The 19,265-nt window shown below is 55.7% G+C and carries 19 protein-coding genes; 13 read left to right on the top strand and 6 right to left on the bottom strand.

The annotated features are described in order from the left end of the window. Window positions 1-378 carry a hypothetical protein gene (locus ABRP31_RS13525; protein ID WP_349969918.1) on the bottom strand — a complete coding sequence of 126 codons (378 nt, stop codon included), beginning with the start codon at window positions 376-378 and terminating at the stop codon, window positions 1-3. Between the two features lie 367 nt (window positions 379-745). Here ABRP31_RS13525 and ABRP31_RS13530 point away from each other — a divergent pair, with 367 nt between their 5' ends. Beyond that, complete coding sequence (locus ABRP31_RS13530; protein ID WP_349969920.1) at window positions 746-1,186, top strand: hypothetical protein; 441 nt, start codon at window positions 746-748, stop codon at window positions 1,184-1,186. Window positions 1,187-1,200: 14 nt separating this feature from the next. On the opposite strand, the gene ABRP31_RS13535 is transcribed toward ABRP31_RS13530, so the two are convergent. Then, on the bottom strand, window positions 1,201-1,692 hold the full coding sequence (locus ABRP31_RS13535; RefSeq protein WP_349969922.1) for a DUF4189 domain-containing protein: 492 nt from the start codon (window positions 1,690-1,692) through the stop codon (window positions 1,201-1,203). 518 nt (window positions 1,693-2,210) lie between these two features. Here ABRP31_RS13535 and ABRP31_RS13540 point away from each other — a divergent pair. The 10 genes from ABRP31_RS13540 to ABRP31_RS13585 all read left to right on the top strand — a co-directional run bounded on the left by ABRP31_RS13540 (window position 2,211) and on the right by ABRP31_RS13585 (window position 14,434). Then, window positions 2,211-2,993 carry a DUF2135 domain-containing protein gene (locus ABRP31_RS13540; RefSeq protein WP_349970167.1) on the top strand — a complete coding sequence of 261 codons (783 nt, stop codon included), beginning with the start codon at window positions 2,211-2,213 and terminating at the stop codon, window positions 2,991-2,993. Window positions 2,994-3,029: 36 nt separating this feature from the next. After that, complete coding sequence (locus ABRP31_RS13545; RefSeq protein ID WP_349969924.1) at window positions 3,030-4,805, top strand: DUF2138 domain-containing protein; 1,776 nt, start codon at window positions 3,030-3,032, stop codon at window positions 4,803-4,805. Beyond that, window positions 4,802-5,440: a DUF1175 domain-containing protein gene (locus ABRP31_RS13550; RefSeq protein ID WP_372489439.1), complete on the top strand. Its 639-nt coding sequence runs from the start codon at window positions 4,802-4,804 to the stop codon at window positions 5,438-5,440. The genes ABRP31_RS13545 and ABRP31_RS13550 overlap by 4 nt, the downstream gene beginning before the upstream one ends. After that, the gene (locus tag ABRP31_RS13555) at window positions 5,437-10,011 is read left to right on the top strand and encodes an alpha-2-macroglobulin (RefSeq protein WP_349970170.1); all 4,575 of its coding nucleotides are present in this window, start codon (window positions 5,437-5,439) and stop codon (window positions 10,009-10,011) included. The genes ABRP31_RS13550 and ABRP31_RS13555 overlap by 4 nt, the downstream gene beginning before the upstream one ends. 1 nt (window position 10,012) lies before the next feature. Next, the gene (locus ABRP31_RS13560; RefSeq protein ID WP_349969925.1) at window positions 10,013-11,632 is read left to right on the top strand and encodes a DUF2300 domain-containing protein; all 1,620 of its coding nucleotides are present in this window, start codon (window positions 10,013-10,015) and stop codon (window positions 11,630-11,632) included. 47 nt (window positions 11,633-11,679) lie between these two features. Continuing rightward, on the top strand, window positions 11,680-12,171 hold the full coding sequence (locus tag ABRP31_RS13565; RefSeq protein ID WP_349969927.1) for a DUF4189 domain-containing protein: 492 nt from the start codon (window positions 11,680-11,682) through the stop codon (window positions 12,169-12,171). A gap of 153 nt (window positions 12,172-12,324) precedes the next feature. Continuing rightward, on the top strand, window positions 12,325-12,858 hold the full coding sequence (locus ABRP31_RS13570) for a hypothetical protein (protein ID WP_349969928.1): 534 nt from the start codon (window positions 12,325-12,327) through the stop codon (window positions 12,856-12,858). A 58-nt stretch (window positions 12,859-12,916) separates the two neighbouring features. Beyond that, the gene (locus ABRP31_RS13575; RefSeq protein WP_349969930.1) at window positions 12,917-13,420 is read left to right on the top strand and encodes a hypothetical protein; all 504 of its coding nucleotides are present in this window, start codon (window positions 12,917-12,919) and stop codon (window positions 13,418-13,420) included. A gap of 6 nt (window positions 13,421-13,426) precedes the next feature. After that, complete coding sequence (locus tag ABRP31_RS13580; protein WP_349969932.1) at window positions 13,427-13,903, top strand: DUF192 domain-containing protein; 477 nt, start codon at window positions 13,427-13,429, stop codon at window positions 13,901-13,903. A gap of 36 nt (window positions 13,904-13,939) precedes the next feature. Beyond that, window positions 13,940-14,434, top strand: coding sequence for a DUF4189 domain-containing protein (locus ABRP31_RS13585; RefSeq protein WP_349969934.1), 495 nt, complete (start codon window positions 13,940-13,942; stop codon window positions 14,432-14,434). Window positions 14,435-14,481: 47 nt separating this feature from the next. On the opposite strand, the gene ABRP31_RS13590 is transcribed toward ABRP31_RS13585, so the two are convergent. Beyond that, window positions 14,482-15,111, bottom strand: a complete 630-nt coding sequence (locus ABRP31_RS13590) for a DUF4189 domain-containing protein (protein WP_349969935.1) — start codon at window positions 15,109-15,111, stop codon at window positions 14,482-14,484. A gap of 235 nt (window positions 15,112-15,346) precedes the next feature. Here ABRP31_RS13590 and ABRP31_RS13595 point away from each other — a divergent pair, with 235 nt between their 5' ends. Then, window positions 15,347-16,279, top strand: a complete 933-nt coding sequence (locus tag ABRP31_RS13595) for a hypothetical protein (protein ID WP_349969936.1) — start codon at window positions 15,347-15,349, stop codon at window positions 16,277-16,279. Between the two features lie 743 nt (window positions 16,280-17,022). Here the strand turns inward: ABRP31_RS13595 and ABRP31_RS13600 are convergent. Both ABRP31_RS13600 and ABRP31_RS13605 read right to left on the bottom strand, forming a co-directional pair. Beyond that, window positions 17,023-17,502: a hypothetical protein gene (locus ABRP31_RS13600; protein WP_349969938.1), complete on the bottom strand. Its 480-nt coding sequence runs from the start codon at window positions 17,500-17,502 to the stop codon at window positions 17,023-17,025. Continuing rightward, entirely contained in the window at window positions 17,502-17,903 is a 402-nt protein-coding gene (locus ABRP31_RS13605; RefSeq protein WP_349969940.1) for a hypothetical protein, read from the bottom strand. The genes ABRP31_RS13600 and ABRP31_RS13605 overlap by 1 nt, the downstream gene beginning before the upstream one ends. A gap of 140 nt (window positions 17,904-18,043) precedes the next feature. On the opposite strand from ABRP31_RS13605, the gene ABRP31_RS13610 reads away from it, so the two are divergent. Continuing rightward, window positions 18,044-18,433, top strand: coding sequence for a lysozyme inhibitor LprI family protein (locus tag ABRP31_RS13610; protein WP_349969942.1), 390 nt, complete (start codon window positions 18,044-18,046; stop codon window positions 18,431-18,433). A 62-nt stretch (window positions 18,434-18,495) separates the two neighbouring features. Here the strand turns inward: ABRP31_RS13610 and ABRP31_RS13615 are convergent, their stop codons facing one another. Next, entirely contained in the window at window positions 18,496-19,233 is a 738-nt protein-coding gene (locus ABRP31_RS13615; protein WP_349969944.1) for a hypothetical protein, read from the bottom strand. Window positions 19,234-19,265 lie beyond the last annotated feature (32 nt).

Below are 19,265 nucleotides of genomic sequence, written 5' to 3' on the forward strand. Positions count from 1 at the left end.
TCAGCAACGTCCGGCAGCTTTCAACAATGCATTACAGTTTGCGGGTGCGGAGGCCGGTGCCGGAGCTTGGTTGCCGGTCTGCTGTGCAGAACCCTCGACAGGGCCAGAACACAGCGTGTCCGAATCAAGGGCGACGAAAGTTGTGTAGTAGCAGTTGTAAACCCCCTTGTTTGTCTGTGCTTTAAACTTCACAGAATCGATCTCGGCGCGCTTGTCAAAAATTCGCACTTTCTCAGGCGTGGTATTAAGTGTGACGGCTGCCTTTTCCTGCAGGCCGCTATCGCTGACCGTTTTCGACGCGATCATTCCGCAGCCTTGTAATAAAAGTACCGCGGTAACTGTGCTGAGCGCCCGAGCCAGAGTTCCATTGGAGATCATGATATTACGCCTGTTTATTAGTGAGAAAGTTTATGCAAGGCATCGTGCTCGGCAGGTAAATATTTTGCTAAATGTGCAATTAACCAACACCGCTTGTGTGGGACGCATTGCGAGGCCTGTTCAGAAATAGTTGAGTCAGCGGCCGCATTGGTGGCGACTGACTGGCGTTGACGTTAACGTCGGCTCAGTGACGTGGGCAATAGTACACATGTGCTATTGAGGGGCTCTGGTCTTGTGGGTGACCATGCTCAAAAGAACATCAGGCTGCCGCATTAAGTTGTATGCATCCTGCATGACTCCCGATGATTGAGCGAATCACTGACTAGTCTCTGTGTGCTGAATTTTTTCTAAGGCCTGGATTGAAATAATGTTCAAGATGACAGTGGCGGCTTTGATATTTTTGTTCGTTTCGGGTTGCGTTAGCCTTCATCCCGAACACGAAATGATAAACCAGCTCAAAGGCAAAGACGTCAATGAAGCAAAAGGTTTTTTGTTCTCTACCATGGGCAATCCCGTGTATGAGCCTACACCTGTGCCCAGCATCATTGCCGACTCCATTCCGGGCAGTGGCGGGGGGTTATACCAATGGGAAGCGCTGGCTTATTACGAAGATGTGCCGGAGCAAACAGGTTCGTACCAGGATGTTGACTCAGGTCGGCCCGTCATTGTGCACACCTACTCCTATAAACGCGTGAATCACTACTGCACGGTCAATCTCCAGGTTGATACCCGAAATATCATTAGAGAAGCGAAAGCAGTGGGTTCGGGGTGCACCCGTCTGTCGAAGAGTTGGTATTTCGGTAGTTGAAAATAAGGGGCGCGTCAGAACTTCCTGAAGAACGGCTCGGTGCAATCGGTGCCCCTGACGAAACATTGCGCCCCGGAGTCCTCTTGGCATTCTTGCAGTGCGGTTCGTTTTGCAATGTCCGCGGTTTCAGCAGTGATGATCTTGCCGCCCGTACGACCTTTGGCCGCCTGAACCACGGCCACACATTGATTTTTATAAGTCATGTTGACCTTGCAGTCCGAATTCCCAAAGTCCGCACAGATTTTTATTGCTTCAGCTTCGGCGTCTTTTTTTGAAAATTTCCCGGTACTGCTGCCGATATCACCGTTCTCCGAACTGGCGATCGCCCCCCAGGTTTTGATCCATTCACCTGTTGGCCTGGGAGCGGCGTTCACTTCTGCCTGAGGATCATCCGGTATGCATTGGATGTTTCCCGCCTGGACTCCGATTGGGCATCGCGTTTGGCCCACGGCGGTGGCAGAAATAATCGAGCCAAGTAGAAATAGATACGAGAAAGAGCGGAGCATTTAACAAACCTCGAGTGGCTATGTATTGGAAGCAGTCAGCCCAGGTTGCTGGCACTTAGAACTTCCCGAATACGAGGGCGAGCACTCTGTTAACGAAATCGCGCAGGTCGTCAGGTTTTCCTGAGTCGGGTACTTATCTGTGCAATCACGCAGTCGACAGCGCGATAACGTGGGTCTGGCAATCAAAGCCGCCTTGCTAATAGCGCTAATGGTCATTGCTCTATTGAGTCAGGTGCACGGGCATATCGTGAAGTGACTCAGACCGATAAAACATAGTACATGTGTGCTATTGAAAGCCGGGCTGGCCTCCAAGAATAATGCCTGGCAATTGCTCCTGCGGCTTCTCTCATGGACGTGCGAGCATCAACAAGATTCTATTCGACATTCCCGTGCCCCACTGCTCTGGAGAGCTGACGTTGCGCGGTACGGACTTAGCGTTTAATTCCCATAATAAACAGGGTGCCTTCATGCGCTGGACCAGTGACAAGCTGTTTGGAGGCGCGCCAACGTGTTGTTTGATGGCGCTGGCAATCACGTTTAGCTCGGCAACGGCGGTTCTGGCCGAGCCTTCGTCAGCACTTTCAGAACCTGTGGGCGGCTGGCGTTACAACGGCCTTCTGGATCGAAGTGAAGCCCCACGAGTCGCGTATCCCACACCTCCCATCGACCGCGGCGGACAGCGCAGTCGCACCATGATCGAGGGCCAGATCAAGGCCCTTGGCAAACAACGCGGTCCCAATGTTCTCGCGGTCAACGGCAACCCTTTGAACCTTTATACGGATGAGCAGGGGCGCTTTGCCCGGCCATACGCCTTTGGTGCGGGCTCCAACAGTGTCGAGGTGCGCAGCGCCGAAGGCAAATCCCTCAAACGCGTGCAGTTTTACGAAGCCAACAACCAGCGCACGCCAGCACGTATTCGTGTCGTGCTGGGGTGGGATGATCCAAAAGCGGAGCTCGATCTGCACATCGTCACACCCGACGGCCAACACGCGTTCTTCGCCCATCCAGTGCTGACTAACGGCGGCGGTCTGGATACCGACAGCGTGGATGGACCGGGCCCCGAAATGTTCACCATGACTGCGCCGCTGCAGGGCACCTATCTGATTTACGTGAATTACTGGGGTAACTACAGCAGTGGCGGCGGTTACAACTTCGACGAAGCCAGTAACGAAAAAGAAGTGATTACTTCGCAGATAAACCTGGTGCTCAACGAAAACACTGTCAATGAAAAACGCGAGACATTCATCGTGCCTTTGCGGGGCATTGGTGACCTGCTCTTGGTCAAGACATTCAACTATTGATCATCCCTTCCCACGGATGAATTGGGTTTTGTGAACATGAGCGATAACTCGACTTCAGCGACTTCCGAGCCAACCGGCACGCCCGCCGTCAAACCTGCCCGGCGTTGGCCGATGCTGTTGGGCGGGCTGTGTCTGGTCGCCGGTGTGGCCGGTGCAATGGGCTGGTTCATGCACAAACCCAAGGCGCCAATGGCCGAAATTGCCAGCGACAAACTGCGTTTGAGCCGTCCGGATGGCCTGCTGGAAACCACATCCTTGAGCCAGTTGCCCAGGGATCTGCTGGCGGTGCCGTTCCTCAAGGACACACTGACCGAAGATTTCGTTTTCTATTACGAAACCCATGCTGACCGCCTCGGATTGATCGGCAGCCTGCGCAGAATCATCTACGAGTACGACCTGACATTACAGGACACCCTGATTGAGCAACTCCTTGATCAGCCTGCGGACATCGCACTGTGGCGTGGCAAGGACGGGCGACTCAAAGACTTTCTCATGGTCATGGATCGTGGCGGCATGGCCAAGATGCTGGAGCAACTACTCAAAGTGCTCTATGACCCGCAGTTAAGCGAAATTGGTGTCGTGAAGATCGGCTCCGATGAAGTGCCGCTTTATCTTCTGAATTACAACGCCAGCAAGTCGCTGGCGTTCGCCTCCTATGGCGACAAGCTCGTGGTGGTGTCGAACCCGAACAAAATCGCAGGGCGTGATTCGGCTACCTATGAACGGGAGCCTTCCAGCCTGAGTCAGCCTCTGGGAGAGGAATACGGAAAATCTGCCCCGGAAGCAGGCAGTATTTCACCCGAAGCCCTCGCTGCATTACTCAGTGGCGAAAAACTGTTTACCGAAGCATTCGGTTTGCAGCCGCGCGCGCCGCAGGTGAAGCAACGTCTGTCGGTCAATGCCAGTGTTCTGGCCATGGGGTATCAGCGCTTCATTCCGAACTTCGCCGGTCTGCGTTTTGAAATGGACGAGAAGGGCTGGCACAGCTTTCTGGCGATGAACGAAACCGAAAATCAGCCAGGTTTGGATTTCAAACCGATCTGGCAAGCGATGCCCATAGGGGCCAGCGCGTGTGTGGCCTTGCCCCTTGCGGCCGCGCAACAAAAGCCATTGCTGGTGAAGCTCGGCGCAGAGGAGCCGGTTGCCCAGGCGCTCACTGCGCACATCTCTGATGCAGCGGGTCTTTGCTGGTACGCCGATTCACGGTTGTACACGCCGTTGCTGGTCGCCCATCTGACCGACAAAAACAGCGCCAGCCTTGACGGCGATCTGGGCAAGCTGTTCGGTTCCATGGTCGGCGCCTACGAAGCAAATGCCGAGGGTCATGTGTTTCCGGTGGTCGAGAAGCAGCAGGGCGACAGCCATCAATGGCAGCGACAAGTCAGCACCCGTTTTGGTCCGTACCGGGCCAGAGACGCGGAAAATCCTGACGCTGTCAGCGGCAATGCGTTCATGAAGGTCAGCCTGGCGCGTCACGGTTCGACATTGCTGTTTTCCCTTGATGATCAGCTCGTTGACAAAGCTGTCGGCACCCTCGACAAACGTTTCCCGCCGCTGGCTGACGTGCTTCCAGGCGATCAACTGGTTCCGGTCTATTTCAACCCTGGCGCCATTGCGCAACTCCTGCAGCAGGAAACCCTGGGCAGTTTGCCCAAGGACATGGAGCCGGTTTTTTACAACGCCGCGCAGACTCATCTGATCCCGAAACTGAAGAAGCTCGGTGGTTACGGCAAGTACGCGCTGACATTGCCAAAAGGCGCTGAACCCGATGGCCTGTGGCAGTGGATGCCACTGGAGTGGAAGCCGCTGTGATTGCTCTGGGTCGGGGCCTTGCGCTGTTGGCGATACTGCTCGGCAGCCCTGCGTTTGCCAGTGCGGTGCCAGCGCTCGACGCCCAGCAATCTCAGGTATTCCGTGCCTGGTTTGTAAGGATTGCTCAAGAGCAATTGGCCCAGGGCCCCAGCCCGCGCTGGTATCAGCAGGATTGCGCTGGCCTGGTGCGCTTTGCCAGTAATGAAGCGCTGAAGGTTCATGACGATAAGTGGCTGCGCAGCAATGGTTTGTCCAACCGATACCTGCCGCCCGAGATGCAACTGAGCGACGCTCAGCGAGGACTCGCACAGCAGTGGCAGCAGGGCGACGGGAAAACCGGGCCCTACGTGAATGCGATCAAACTGATTCAGTTCAACAGTCATCTGGTCGGACGCGACATGGCTCAGGCCCGACCGGGCGACCTGATGTTTTTCGATCAGGGCGACGACCAGCACCTGATGATCTGGATGGGCCGCTACATCGCCTATCACACCGGCACCACGACATCCACTGACAACGGCATGCGCTCGGCAAGCCTGCAGCAACTCATGACATGGAAGGACACCCGATGGATACCCGACGCTGCCAACCCGAATTTTATCGGCGTCTATCGACTCAACTTTCTCTCCCAATGATCGGTGCCCGCATGCCGCGTATTTGCTCTCTGATTTCATTGTCGCTGGCTCTTTTGCTGCCTCTTTCCAGCGTCAACGCCGATGACAGCGTCGAGCCCAGCGGCTATAGCGCAGTGCCGGGAGAAAGCTTTTTCCTGCTGGCGGACAGCAGCTTTTCCAGCGATGAGCAGGCCGCGGTACGTCTTGAGGCCCCGGGCCGTGATTATCGCCGGTTCCGCATGCAGCCTTACGGGGGCGCGGATATCCGTGTGTATCGCATCGACAAACCCATGGACTTCCTCAAACGTCAGAAAAATCTGCATCGCGTAGTCAGTGAGGGGCAGTTCAGGGGAGAGGGGCTGTCCAACACCCTCTCGTACCTCTGGGACAGCTGGTATCGCCAGTCCCGACGCGTCATGCAGCGGGCGTTTTCCTATGAGTCCCGCAAGCAGGTCACAGAAGAAGTGCCTGAACTGAAGATGGGTAACGCGATGTCTGCGCCTACACCTTATGAGGCGCAAGCGCAGTTTGCACTGATACCCGGTTTGCCGGTGGTCAGTCAGTTCCGTTATCCGATCTGGGAGGCAAAACCAATCCAGCCGCCGGCTGGGGTTGACCTGAACGGCTCGTCAAGCAAGTTCATCAAAGTCGTGCCCGGTAACGTCTACATCCCTCTGGGCAAGTTGAAGCCCGGCCTATATCTCGTGGAGGCGCTGATCGGCAAGTACCGCGCCACGACCATGGTGTTCGTTTCCAATACCGTTGCAGTGAGCAAGGTTGCCGGTGATGAGCTTCTCGTGTGGGCCGCCCGCAAAAACGAAGGCAGCCCGGCCGATAAGGTCAACGTGCTCTGGACCGACGGCCTGGGCGTCATGAGCAGCGGCGCGACTGACGCGCAGGGTTTGCTCAGACTGAAACACGTCAGCCCCGAACGTTCATTCGTGATAGGCGAAGACCAGGAAGGCGGTGTTTTCGTCGCGGAGAATTTCTACTACGACAGCGAGATCTACGACACCAAACTCTTCGCATTCACTGACCGGCCGCTATATCGCCCCGGCGATTGGGTATCTCTGAAGATCGTTGGCCGTGAGTTCAAAAATGCTCGCGATTCCGTTGCACCCGTCGCTGCCGACGTTGATGTGACCATCTTGGATGCAACCGGTACGGCGCTGCAGTCACTGGCCCTGAAGCTCGATTCGAAGGCGGGCGCTCAAGGCCGTTTCCAGCTTCCGGATAATGCAGTCGCGGGTGGCTATGAAGTGCGTTTCAGCTACAGGGATCAGGCCTACAGCAGCGCATTTCGCGTGGCGGAGTACATCAAGCCGCACTTTGAGATTTCCCTGAACCTGGCCAAGCAGGACTACAGCATCAACGAGCCGGTGAAAGGCAATCTGACCTTGCTCTATCCGGACGGCAAGCCGGTGGCGAATGCAAAACTGACCTTGAGCTTGCGCGCTCAACAGCTGTCGACTGTCGATAATGAGCTGCAATACCTCGGGCAATTCCCGGTGGAATTGAAAAGCGCCGAACTCACCACTGACGCGAAAGGCAACGCGACAATCGACCTGCCACCTGCCTTCAGACCCAGTCGTTACATGCTCACTGTGTTTGCCAGTGACGGTGCTGCATATCGTGTCCGGACCACGAAAGAAATCCTGATTGACCGAGGCGCCGCCAGCTACCGCATTAAAGCCCCGCAACGTTTCAGTGCCGTCGGTGAGAAAGTTGCCTTCAGCTATTCCAGTGAAGGCGGCAGCGAGCAAAGAAAAGCCTCCACGCCTGCCAGCTATAAATGGGTGCGTCTGGAGGACCAGACCAGTGGCGGCGACAAGCTTGTCGCGGCGGACCAGGGTTTCGGTGTGACCTTTCAGCAACCGGGCACTTACAACCTGACGTTGATGGATGAAAACGGTCATTTGCTGGGGGCCACGGGGCACTCGGTAACGGGGGCCGGCGTCAAGGCGGTAGCGGGTACCGTCGAAGTCATTTTCGACAAATCCGAGTACACAGTCGGCGACGAAGCCTCGGCGCTGATCACCTTCCCTGAGCCCGTCAGCGATGCATTGCTGTCTCTGGAGCGGGACAAGGTCGAAGCCACGGCGTTGCTGTCCAAGGGTGGCGACTGGTTGAAGCTGGAAAAACTCAACGATACCCAGTACCGCGCACGCATTGCCGTGAAGGACAATTTTGCACCGAACCTGACCTTTTCGGTGCTGTACACCAAAGGCGGGCAGTACAGCTTCCAGAACGCCGGGATCAAGGTCGTTGCACCGCAGATCGACGTGGCGATTGCCACCGACAAAGATGCTTATCGACCGGGCGACACCGTGTCGGTGGACCTGACGACTCAGTTCGCAGGCAAACCGATCCCCGCGCACCTGACGGTCAGCGTGGTGGACGAAATGATCTATGCGCTGCAGCCGGAAATTGCGCCTGCCATCGACCAGTTCTTCCACCACCCGCGCCGCAACAACGTGCGCACCAGTGCCAGTTTGTCCTTCATCAGCTACGACGTCGCGTTGCCTGGCAGCCCGACAGCTCCGGGCAAAGCCAATCGCAGTGATCGCAGCGTAAAAGTGCTGGAGCGGCCACGTCGTGAAGACGTTGATACCGCCGCGTGGGAGCCTGAACTGCTGACCGATGCCAACGGTAAAGTGCGCTTCACCTTCAAAATGCCGGACTCGCTGACTCGCTGGCGAATCACTGCCCGTGCCATCGATCAAACAGGACAAGTTGGTCAGAAAAAGCAGTTCGTACGCTCGGAAAAACCGTTGTACCTGAAATGGAGCGGGCCAACCCGATTCCGCGCTGGCGATAAACCGGACCTCGGCGTGTTCGCGTTCAGCCAGGCCGACCAGCCTGTCAAATCAGAACTCGTGACCCATTACGGCGGTGCCGAGCAGCGTATACCGGTGACCCTGAACAAAGGCATCAACTACATCGCATTGCCTGCATTCCCGCTGGCGAGTGGCGAGTGGAAGGCCGAGCTGGTCCAGGACGGTAAAGTCGCTGACGCACTGGCTGTGAGCCTGGCTTCCACCGGTGAGGGCTGGCAGGTCACGCAGAGCCAGAGTCTGGACGCGGTCAGTGGCGATACGCCGCTGACCTTGCCAGCCGACGCGACCGCCATTCGGCTGCGTTTGGATGACAGCCCGCAAGCATTGTTTCGCTCGGCACTGGATGATCTGCTGAGCTACCCCTATGGCGGTGTCGAGCAGACAGCCAGCCGTTTGCTGCCACTGGGCATAGCGTATCCGATGCTGTCATCTGATCCGCAAATCAGGGACCGCTTGCGCCTGATCATGCAGAACAGCCGTTTACGGCTGGTGCATCTGGCGGGGCCTTCGGCGAGTTTCACCTGGTGGGGATATGGCGGTGAGCCGGACGCGTTCCTCACGGCTTACGCCTACTACGCTGACTGGCACGCGAGCAAGGCGCTGGAGTTATCGCTGCCGCCAGACCATTGGCAGCGTGTGCTGGCTGTCTATGCGAAGCAGGCCGGGAAAACACCGCTGTTGCAACGTGCACTGATCCTCTCCTTTGCCAGACAAATGCAATTGCCGGTCAATACGTTGCTCGGTGGCTTGATGGATGACCTGGCGAAAGCCGGCGAGGGCGTGCAGGCCAATGTGATGGACATGGATGAGGGGAGTATCGTCATGAACGCCCCGGACTCTGCTTTAGGCCTCGCAGCCGCGCGGGTCATCACGGCTTCGCTGGCCAGACAGAACAAGGTGGTCATGCCGGAGGCGTTTAGTCGTCAGTTGCCGGGTGCCCAGCAGCGACTGGATGTCAGCTCCGAGCCATTCGCCGAAGCCTTGAATCTGTCGCTGAAAGGTTTTGATCAAGGACGTGCGCGTGCGTTGCTGGAGCGTCTACTGCCGCAGCAATCAACCCTTGAGCGTGCCTTGGCGCTGAGCTGGCTGCAGCGCAGTATCGAGCAGGCGTCGCCGACCATCGCGCTGGCGCCAGGCGAAGGCTGGAAGAAGCGCTACGGTGTCAGCGGTGAAATGTACTGGACATGGGAGGGAGCCAATCCAGTACCTGCATCGTTGTCATTGGCCGGAGCCCAGGAGCGCCCGCTGCGTGCGTTGCTCAGCTACCAGACCCGACAGCCTGTAGCGGAGTCAATGCCAGTGACCGTCACTCGCCGTCTTTCCCGTCTTGTACCGGGCACTGAAGCGTTCACGTTCACTCTCGAAGCGGTCGACGGTAAACCACTGTCCAGTGACAGCCTCTATCTGGACGAAGTGATCATCACCAGCAAGGCTGCCAAGCCAATGCGCTACGGCATGATTGAGGTACCGCTGCCACCCGGTGCCGATGTCGAACAAACGACTTGGGGCATCAAGCTCCAAGGCAAGGCGGGTACGCAAGCGACGGCGCTTGAGAAGGCGCGCTTCGAGCCGGGCCAGCTTGGCTACGCGATTCCGGTGGATGCATTGAGCGGTGAACTGCGTATGCGGCATTTGGTGCGCTTCTCGCAAAAAGGCCAGTTCAACCTGCCGCCGGTGCGCTTCACGCAAGTCTACGCACCGCAGCATCAGGCCCTTGAGCAGAAACCTGCATTCGGCCAGATCAAGGTCAACTGACATGCGTTCACGCTGGCTCTGGCTGGTGCTGTTGTTACTTCCTGCGCTGGCCTCAGCGCAGGAGGATCAGGTTCAGGTCGCGTTGAAGGGCGAGCTGTTGTCCCTCAACCGTACCGGGCTTGTTTCGCGGGCTCCGCTGCCTGCGGATTTACAGGCACCACTGGGCAGTCTGTGGAAGTTGTTTGTCTACGCCTGGTTGGTGGACACCGACGCCACCGAGTCCGCCTATGAGTGCCGAGGGCAGTCCAAAGAAGAAGTTTATTGCTGCACGGCCGGTGGCAGTATCGGCCGCGATCAGGCATTGGTGAAGTCCTGTGGCTTGTATTTTGAGCCTCAGCGACTCGGCATCTCCGAGCCTGAATGGCGGGCCTATTGGCAAGCGCGCAAAGCACCGCAATGGCTGCTCAGCACTTCCACGCTGCAGCCGCAGACCCAAGTCCCCGTGGTGCAATTGCTTGAAACGCTCGGCACCCTTCCGGCACAGGATCAGGCACGACGGGTGCTGCTTGACGTAGTGCTGGGCGCGGCGGACAGCAATGTCGTTGGCGCGCTGGGTGGTCTTCTACGGATCAAAACCTGGAGCTGGTTCGCCGACGAAGCCGCTGCGCAACGGGAGGGTGGTTTTGCCGGCTGGACCGTGGATGGCACACCGATCTGGGCGCAGGGGCGCGGCACCAGTCAGACAGTCTTGCGCAATTACAGCGAAGCCCTGGCGTCAGTCCTGCCCGCAGGCTGGCCCGCCGAGCCGGGACGTTGCGTGGAAGTCGACCTGTTTTCACGTTACCCGATCGTGCATGTACTCAAGGCGGGCCGCGCCGTTGAGTCAGGCCCCTTGCTGGGCGACTACCGCGTCGAGTTTTTGAATGGCAATCAACTGGACATCCACAGCGACGGCGAACTCTTTCTGATGAAGGACAAGCTGGTCGCCCGGCTCGACCGCGAGGAGTACGTCGCGCGCGTGCTGCAACGCGAGGCCAAAGCAGAACCCGCCGAAGCAGCCAAGGCGCTGGCCGTCGCGATTCGCACTTATCTGCTGCAAAACGCCAGCCGCACGGGTGAATGTCTGAGCATCGATGACAGCAGCAACCGACAGCGAGTGGCGCCACGCCCGGCGAATGCCGAATCACGCGGCATAACCGCATGGACTAGCGACCTGATCCTGGTGGGCACGAATGTCACCTATCACTTGACGCAACCGGATGCCGATAAATTGTCCTGGCAGCAAGCGGTGGAGCAAGCCAATGCAGGTCAGCGTTACGACGCCATCCTGTCGCACGCCTATCCTCGCGCGAGTCTTGGTCGCTGGGACAATCCGGTCGCGTCCTGTACCGCATTGCCCGACGCTCAGGAGTGGCTGCAAAAACAGCGCCGGGTGTGGCGTCAACGGCTCGAAGGGGAGGTTGGCTACAACGAAGTCAGAGCGTTTGCCGTATGTCGTGTTGCCTTCGGTAATCCCCATGTCGATCGCGAACGCAACCGGATCTACGTACGTGGCGTGCTGTCGCTTCAAGACCGTCTCGACCTGACGCACGAGTACCTGCACCTGGCGTTCGAGGCGCATCCCAACGGTCAGGATGAAGCATATATCGAAGGGCTCGCCCGGCGTCTTTTGCTGGAGTAGAGCTTGTGAACTTAACGATGAAGAATAGATTCCGAAGGACCACCAAGATGCTACGCGCCCCCTTATTTACAGCTGGCCTGCTGCTGATAGCGCAGTCTGCATTTGCTCAAACGGCGTGCCCAAGTGGTGTAGCGCCAGGCAGCCCTCAGTGCGGGCCTGACTCGGGTACATCAAGATCAGAAGCGCCGCCGAGGCTAACCGGGGAGTGGATCAAGACATGGGGGGCGATTGCGGGTTCTGCTCAGCGCGACGAGGGGTGGAGCACCACCGGCAAATTCAGTGAAGAAGACGCCAGACAGGAAGTGCTGGGCAAATGCAATGCGTCGGGCGCTACGGACTGTACCGTTGATATGACGTATTTCAACCAGTGCGTGGCAATGGCAATTCCATCAGCAGGTGTCGGCAAAAGCAGTATCTACACTGGCAAAGATGAAAAAACCGCGGGCGCTCGCGCACTTGAAAGTTGTGAGCGACGTCAAGGCGCATCCTGCAAGGTGACGTTCACGGAATGTACCGAGCCGTTCTTCAACACGTTTTGATGAATAGGGTTGCTCATCACTTGGCAATTGCCATACGACTGCGTCGTCACATAGGGCGCTGGGTAGTACACCTGTACTATCGAAAAACTTCAGAGCGTCGAATATGATTTTTCACAATCCGACCCATGTCAGCAGTTTTGAGCGAGACGGTTTATGACGAGTTTGATGAATGAAAAAGCTGAGCAGCGGATAGCGTTATCCGAACGGACAGCCGCTGGCAAAGCGGTGAGAGGCACGGCAATAAAACATGCACTTGTCGCCGTTTTGCTGTCTTCATTGGTGGGGTGTACTTCGGTTCCGAGCCAAGAGCTGAGTAGTGTAAAAGATGTCAAGGGAAAAGATGTCAATGAAGCCATCGCAAAACTTGCGCCTCTGATGGGCGAGCCTAAAACTGTAGAACCTGACCGTAAAAATCCGGAGAACACTTCTTATTTCTGGAGCCGATATAAGGGTACTTTTTCGGAAAATAAATACATGGGGTCTACTCATGACCGGAGCGCAGGGTATCTTCAAATTACCGATCAATACCAACAGAATACGTGGACGGAATATTGCTATGTCAAGGTCATCGCTGACCCTCAGGACATCGTAGTGGATTACGAGGTGGAGAACTGTGGTTTTATGGACGCTTTTTTTGGAAGTGGTGAACTTAAGAAAAACTGTCTTCTGTGTAAGCTGGCTGAGTAATCATCGCAAATATTGCATGTGGCGTGGCGCGTCTGGCCAAAGGTGGGGAAGCGGTTGATTGATCAACGAAAAACTCACTTTCGGCAAGCGAGCTCGGTCGACACACGATAATGCGTCGGGACATTTACTGGCGGAGGCAGGTGAAAGTGATTCAATCTGGAATATTGCTGTGAAGAAGTTTGCTCTGCTTCTACTCGCATCATCTGTCCTGCTGACAGCCTGCGGGCCCGACAAAATCGTTTACGACCTTCCTTCACCCAGTGGCAAATACCACGCTCAGGTTCGAAGCTGTCCTGAAACTGGATCCATTACCTGGGGCGAGCAACTGGAGGTCAACATCCTTGATGCGGGCGTATCGGAAGAATGCCATTCGGATGTGAAGTCCTTTACAGGGTTCAAGGCGAGACCGCCCGGATTGCCAGTCGAACAGTTGCAACTTGAATGGCTGTCGGACACACAGTTCAGAGCGTGGTATCCGGGGCTGAAACCGAACGTGGAACCCTCAGGGTCTTACACAAAATACAACACACCGGTCCAGATAATATATCTGCCGAAGCCGTGACCTTTGATGACTGTGAACGCTTTGAAAACCTTGGCTCTCAGAGGCGTCACTGGTTTGCTGCTTGTATGGGTCCTAAACATACCGCTGGCCGCCGCTGAAGTAACAGAGTTATGCGACCTGACATTCACAGGAAGCATCAAACTCCTGAACGTACCGGTCGCGCGTACCTGGCCGCAGCAATCAAAAGGGCTGTCCTATCTGGACGATGTGGGGCCCGGAATGCTGTTTGCCTATGAGTCAGCTGGAACGCTTTCGTTCTGGATGCGCAACACGTGGGTGCCTTTGTCCATTGCTTACATCGGGGAGAATGGGAGGGTGTTCAAGATGGAGGATATGGAACCGGATTCTTCTGATTATCACTTGTCCGGGCAGCCTGCCAAATATGCTTTAGAAGTCATGCAGGGGCAGCTCGAGCGAAAAGGGATTGCCGTTGGCTCAAGACTTGAAAACATAGAGTGTCACGCCAGGCGTCAGCGCGATTAACGTGCAGTGTTTTGAAAACCTCCAAATAGGTCTGCGATGAAAAACCATCTCTCTCTGATTTTTTTAACAGTCTCACTTTTCGGCACTCTCACCCATGCACAGACCCGCTGCCCGATGGGCGTACAGGCGGGCAGCATGCAATGTATTCCGGATGATCCGCAGGGCGGCGGTCAGAACAGTTCAGCGCCGAGATGGACGGGCGAGTGGATAAAAACCTGGGGGGCGATTGCTACTTCTCGCGCCCTGGGAGAAGCAGGTACTTCAGCCAATAAATTATCTGAAGACGATGCCCGCGCTGCGGCAATTTATCAGTGCGCTTTGGGCGGTGCTACAGATTGTGAGGTTCATCTGACCTATCGCAACCAATGTGCCGCATTTGCCTCCTCGCAGTCGGCAGGTACTTATTTCCAAGCCGCTGAGACGGAAAAAATAGCTATTAAATTAGCGAAGAGCAATTGCGACAAGAATAGCGAGAGTGAGTGCAAGGTCCGGTATTCCGGGTGCTCGGACCCTATATTCCACAAGTATTAACTTGTAAGGCTCGTTTCACACAACCTGAACGCCGTAAACGACAAAATTTAATATCTTTTAAAGATCGGATCGGTGCACTTTGAAAGCGTGATTCTGCAAGAGGTTCCAGAGTTTTTTTCACACTGGTCTGTGGCTAATCGTGATGCCTCTTCAATGGTCGCGGCGCTAAAGATTGAGCCTTGCCCTTTTCCAGAGTCAGCTGCGGCCACGCACTGATTAAAAAAAGCCATGCTGACGGTGCACTTTCCTGAATCAAGCCCTTCACAACTGTCGACGGCGGCTTGCTCTGCAAGCTTCTTCGTCATGCGCCCGGAACTGACGCCTGCATCACCATTACCTGCAACAGCAACCGCGCCCCATGTTTTTAACCATTCACCTGTAGGGCGAGGGGGAGGGGCTTCACCTCTTGACGTGCCAGAATCCGGCCCACACTGGGGGCTGCCGGGTGCAACGCCACTGGGGCAGGCTGTTTGTGCCAGCACCGGGAGCGCGGGTATGAGCAGCAGTGCTGAAAGCAATCCGAAACGAAGCATGTAGATATCCTGTTCGCTAATCTCAAACCATTCGTGCTGCCCGTAAACCGTAGTCGACTTGCCGAAGATTTTCGATAGCACAATTGTGCTATTGCTTTGCAAAGGGGCGTGCGTAAACTTTTGATGAATAGCGCGATGTCTCAAAAGACCTGTTCTTTCGGGAAACCAAACCCAACAGTATCGGATATGGGTGCGTCTATTTGCTCATTATTCAATGAGTAGTCGTCGGCATGATAATGATGTAGCTACTTACCCGAAAGATCCGCGTTTTCAGCTGCTACAACCACGCCAAAAATGAAAAACCTTTGAGCGATAAAGGGTGAGATCAACTATGTTTGCGGGCGTCCCCGGTACTGCACGACGCAGAACAGCGTGTGTCTTGACTCTATGGCTAAGCGGCGCACTTGCTCCGGCCATGGCGCTGACGCCTGTAGAGCAGCCTATTGATCCCATGGCAGCGCTGGAGGATTTCCGCTCAGAGGATCTCGCTTGGACATCGTCCAAAATGCGCGATTTTATGGAGCTCTGGTTCGATGTGACCGAGCTGGATGAGCCGCCTTGCGGGCCCGCCGACATGAAGTTATCGCCCATCACGACTGTCTGCGAATATAAACCAGACAACCAGGCTGATCAGTCAAAGCCGCCACGATTATTGGTAGGCATTGTCGGCAAAGACGCGAATACCGCCCGCATTGTCAGTGTTGTGAGCGAGCGGGCGCTCAACGATGCCTCCTGGAAGTGTCGTCCTTCGCAACCGGGCACCGTTGTGTGCACGCCTGTGGGTGGTGACAGTGCCGAGGCTGACAAGTTGTTTACCCACTGGGACAAATGGCTGCCCCGTACTGAAAGCGAGTGGTTTGCCTGGCACGCAACAGATCCGGAAATGAGGTACATCCAGAGTGCAGTCGCCTCAGGCGGAACAATGCCGGCCGATATACCGCGATTGCTCTCGTGGAAAAAGTGGCAGGGCGAGGCCATGAACACCGTACGGCTCGAGCGATTGGTCATGATCGGTCAGTTATGTCGGGTGTTGGATCAGGCTGACGCTGACACCATTACTCGCAATGCTCACGCGCAACTGAACTATAGCCGGTACGCTTTGGCTGATCAGGACAAGCGCCGTGCCAAGGAATGGTTGAGAGCGCTGCGTACGGGCGCAACCCAGTCAGCGAGACTCTCTGATGCGACCGATGAGGCGTCTTGCCAACGCTTTGCTGCGCCTTATGGAACCCTGTCAAAACTTCTGACGTGGACAGACAAACCGCAGGAGGCGAGTCCGGGCGTTCGCGCAAGTCCCAGAACGTTGCCCTGAGAGACGGCTGGGCGCATAAGGATATGTCCTGTTGGAGCGACCGGGGTAACGTTCCACTTTTATCTGATATGGAATACGTGCTGTAGGTGCGAGGCTTGCACGCGATCCTATCGATTCGGTTGGTCAGACGTACCGCATTCTCGCTCTTCGCGGGCTAGCCTCAACGCGTTATGTTTTGCTGCGATGGACACCGTGATCTTCAGGCCAGCCGTTATTCAGAACAACCCTGCTTTTATCTTCTGCTCAATGATTTGACCTAACTCACGCCCGGGTGATTGATAAAGCAATGAAGAGTGCGGGCAGTGGGGGGCATGTTTGAACGGGTGAGGATCGATCAGATGTTGTGAATAACCACAATGCTGGCAGTACACCGACTCGCCCCTGAGCTTCCAGTGCTTGTTCCATGCCTGAAGAGGGAGATAAGGTATGGTCATCAGGGCCTACCGTATATTGAAGGTGAGTCGCACGCGTTTACTGAATTCATACGGTTGGCCATTTCCTCTAGGTGAACGTCACGTGTGGTCGGTACTTAACTCCACGGTCAATATCTGCATAGAGGACGCCATTATGTTTGTATCAATGCACCGCTGATCAAACGAAACAATTCGTTTGTTTATGACTGTCAAGTTAAGTTTCATCTCGTCAGTTGCGCAATAGTACGGATGTACTATGCGCTTTTACACTAATGCAAACTTGAATAGGGCGATAGGGATAATTTTCTACAGCCCGGCAGAGAATATGGATTACAGCGACTCGTCCTGAATGCGATATAGCATCCAGCATGCTTCTCGCTTGAAGAACAATGAGAGCTGATAGCCCGTGTCGGCTTTGGTCAGTTTGATCACCGCCTGATCCGGGCCCTTGAGACGCTTTGCAAGCGTCAACCCTTGATCACGCTGCTGCTGATCACTGGGCATCAGCGGAAACTGCAGTTGGGATTTGTCCAGTAGTTCAGAGACAGGACGAGGTTCCGGTTGTGCCTCAGTATCGATGTACTCGCTCTGCAACGGTGTACTGACAAACGCTTTCTGCACCTCCATGTCATTGGCGAAGCGCTTCAGGAAGCCATCGAAATCCTGAGCCGGACACGCCGCCACGCTTGTCTGCGCGGGCAGTTGAGTATTGGCGGCGAGTGAGGGCGCGCTGTACAGCGTAGCGGCCGAGATCATCGACATGGCCAGCAGAACTGCTCCACGGGTGTGCCGGTAAGTAAGCATATTCATCACAGTGCCTCCGACCATTCTTTGTGGATAGCCGCGATGCGTGCAGCGTAAGCCACCGAGAGGCAGGCGGCATCGTTACACGCGCGGGCCAGGGCATTACGCCACTCTTTCTGTTGTGCGCCCATGGGGTCCAGTGCCTTGCCGGTCTCACCATCGACCCCTTTGGTTTCTGCCCTTACATCTTCAACCAGCGACAACATTTTGTTGTCCTGCGCCCGAAGGCTTTCGCTTGAACACGCGATATCTTCAAGCGTGGTCAACTTTGCACTCTCATCGTCGCAACGCTCGGCAAACCCGAAGTCGGAATAGCCGGGCGGAATATCTTCGGCTCCAGCATTCGAGTGACAGGTCACGGCAAGGAGAAGGGCGCTGGTGACGATCAGGCCAATCATTTTTTTCATCTGTCAGCCTCTTTCAATAGTGATCGACACAATAGAGTGGGCTCCGACGAAAGATGAATACTACACCTGTACTATTGAAAAGCCCTGGCAGCTCGGGAATGCTTGATCTCTGAACCCCATTATTGAACCGGATTCAAATCATGATGAGATGCCTGGCGGTATTGTGCGCGGTTGTACTCTCCCTGCAGGCCTCTGCGCAGGACAAATATTCTGCGCAATATGATGCCTGCATAGAGAAGGCTGAAGGTATTACCGTCAACATGAACGAATGCAACAACAAGGAACTGGCGTTGCAGAACGCCCGCCTGAATGAATCTTACAAAGCTGCTATGGGCGCCCTTGAAGACGCGCAAAAAACGCAACTGCGTGATGCTCAACGGTTATGGGTAAAATACAGAGACGCTAATTGCTTTATGTATTACCACTTTTCAGGCGGCACCATGGATCAGATCAACGGCGCGGGTTGCATGTTGACCATGACCGTTGACAGGACAGAGGAACTCAAATGGTTTGCCGAGACAGGCGAGTGATCTGAACGCCTTGGTGGCGGCTCAACCGGCCCTAGGGGCCCCATATCTGGGGCCGCTATTCATCAAAGAGAAGACAGCTCTTTCGGCACTGGATACTGGCTACCGTCATATTCCAGCGTAAAGCGGGTAACCACAGGCTTGGCCGGAATTCTTTCGCACTCTTCGCCCTTGGGCCGGGTTTGGGTGTCGATGACTTTCTGCTCCACCCTCAGGACCGCCAGGCCTTTGTTACTCTGGTCCGAGATGGAGATTGTGCGCTGTGTATCGGAAAACTCGCCCGCGCATCGAGTGTCCCATTCCCCGTTGCTTCTGCTGACTTCCAGCCCGCTCATCAGCGGGCGTAATTGATCGCCCGGCAGCGCGGCGTACAGCGTCAGGACTTTACTTTCGAACGGGTTGGGGCGCGATGAACCCCCATAGTTCACTCGCACACCAAATGCTCGCAGCTTCGGTGATAACTGATAGCGAGCAGTATCCAGCTCCAGCCCGTAAAAATAGATGGCGTCTGAACTGATCGCCCTCGCTTGATAGTGCCTGGCGATGATTTTGCCGGTGGTTGCGCTTGCGACTATCACCCCCAAGCCATAGTCGCCCTGGCCATCCTCGGCAACATTCTCGGCAAAAGGCAGGGCGGCCAGAATCTGGCTGGAGTCGCCGGGATTGATTTTGCACACCGCATGTTCGGTGTCGAGCTTCAAATCCGGACGCAGCGTCTTGGCCCAGCCCTGGATTTCATCGGTGCAGTCGGCCGATGCAAACAACGGGAAGAATAGCAGTGGCAAAACGGCAAGTTTATGCATTGAGCTGTCGTCCATTTTATAAAGAGGGCGAA

Origin of the sequence: Pseudomonas caspiana (assembly GCF_040224095.2) — a bacterium.
GTDB lineage: Bacteria > Pseudomonadota > Gammaproteobacteria > Pseudomonadales > Pseudomonadaceae > Aquipseudomonas > Aquipseudomonas caspiana.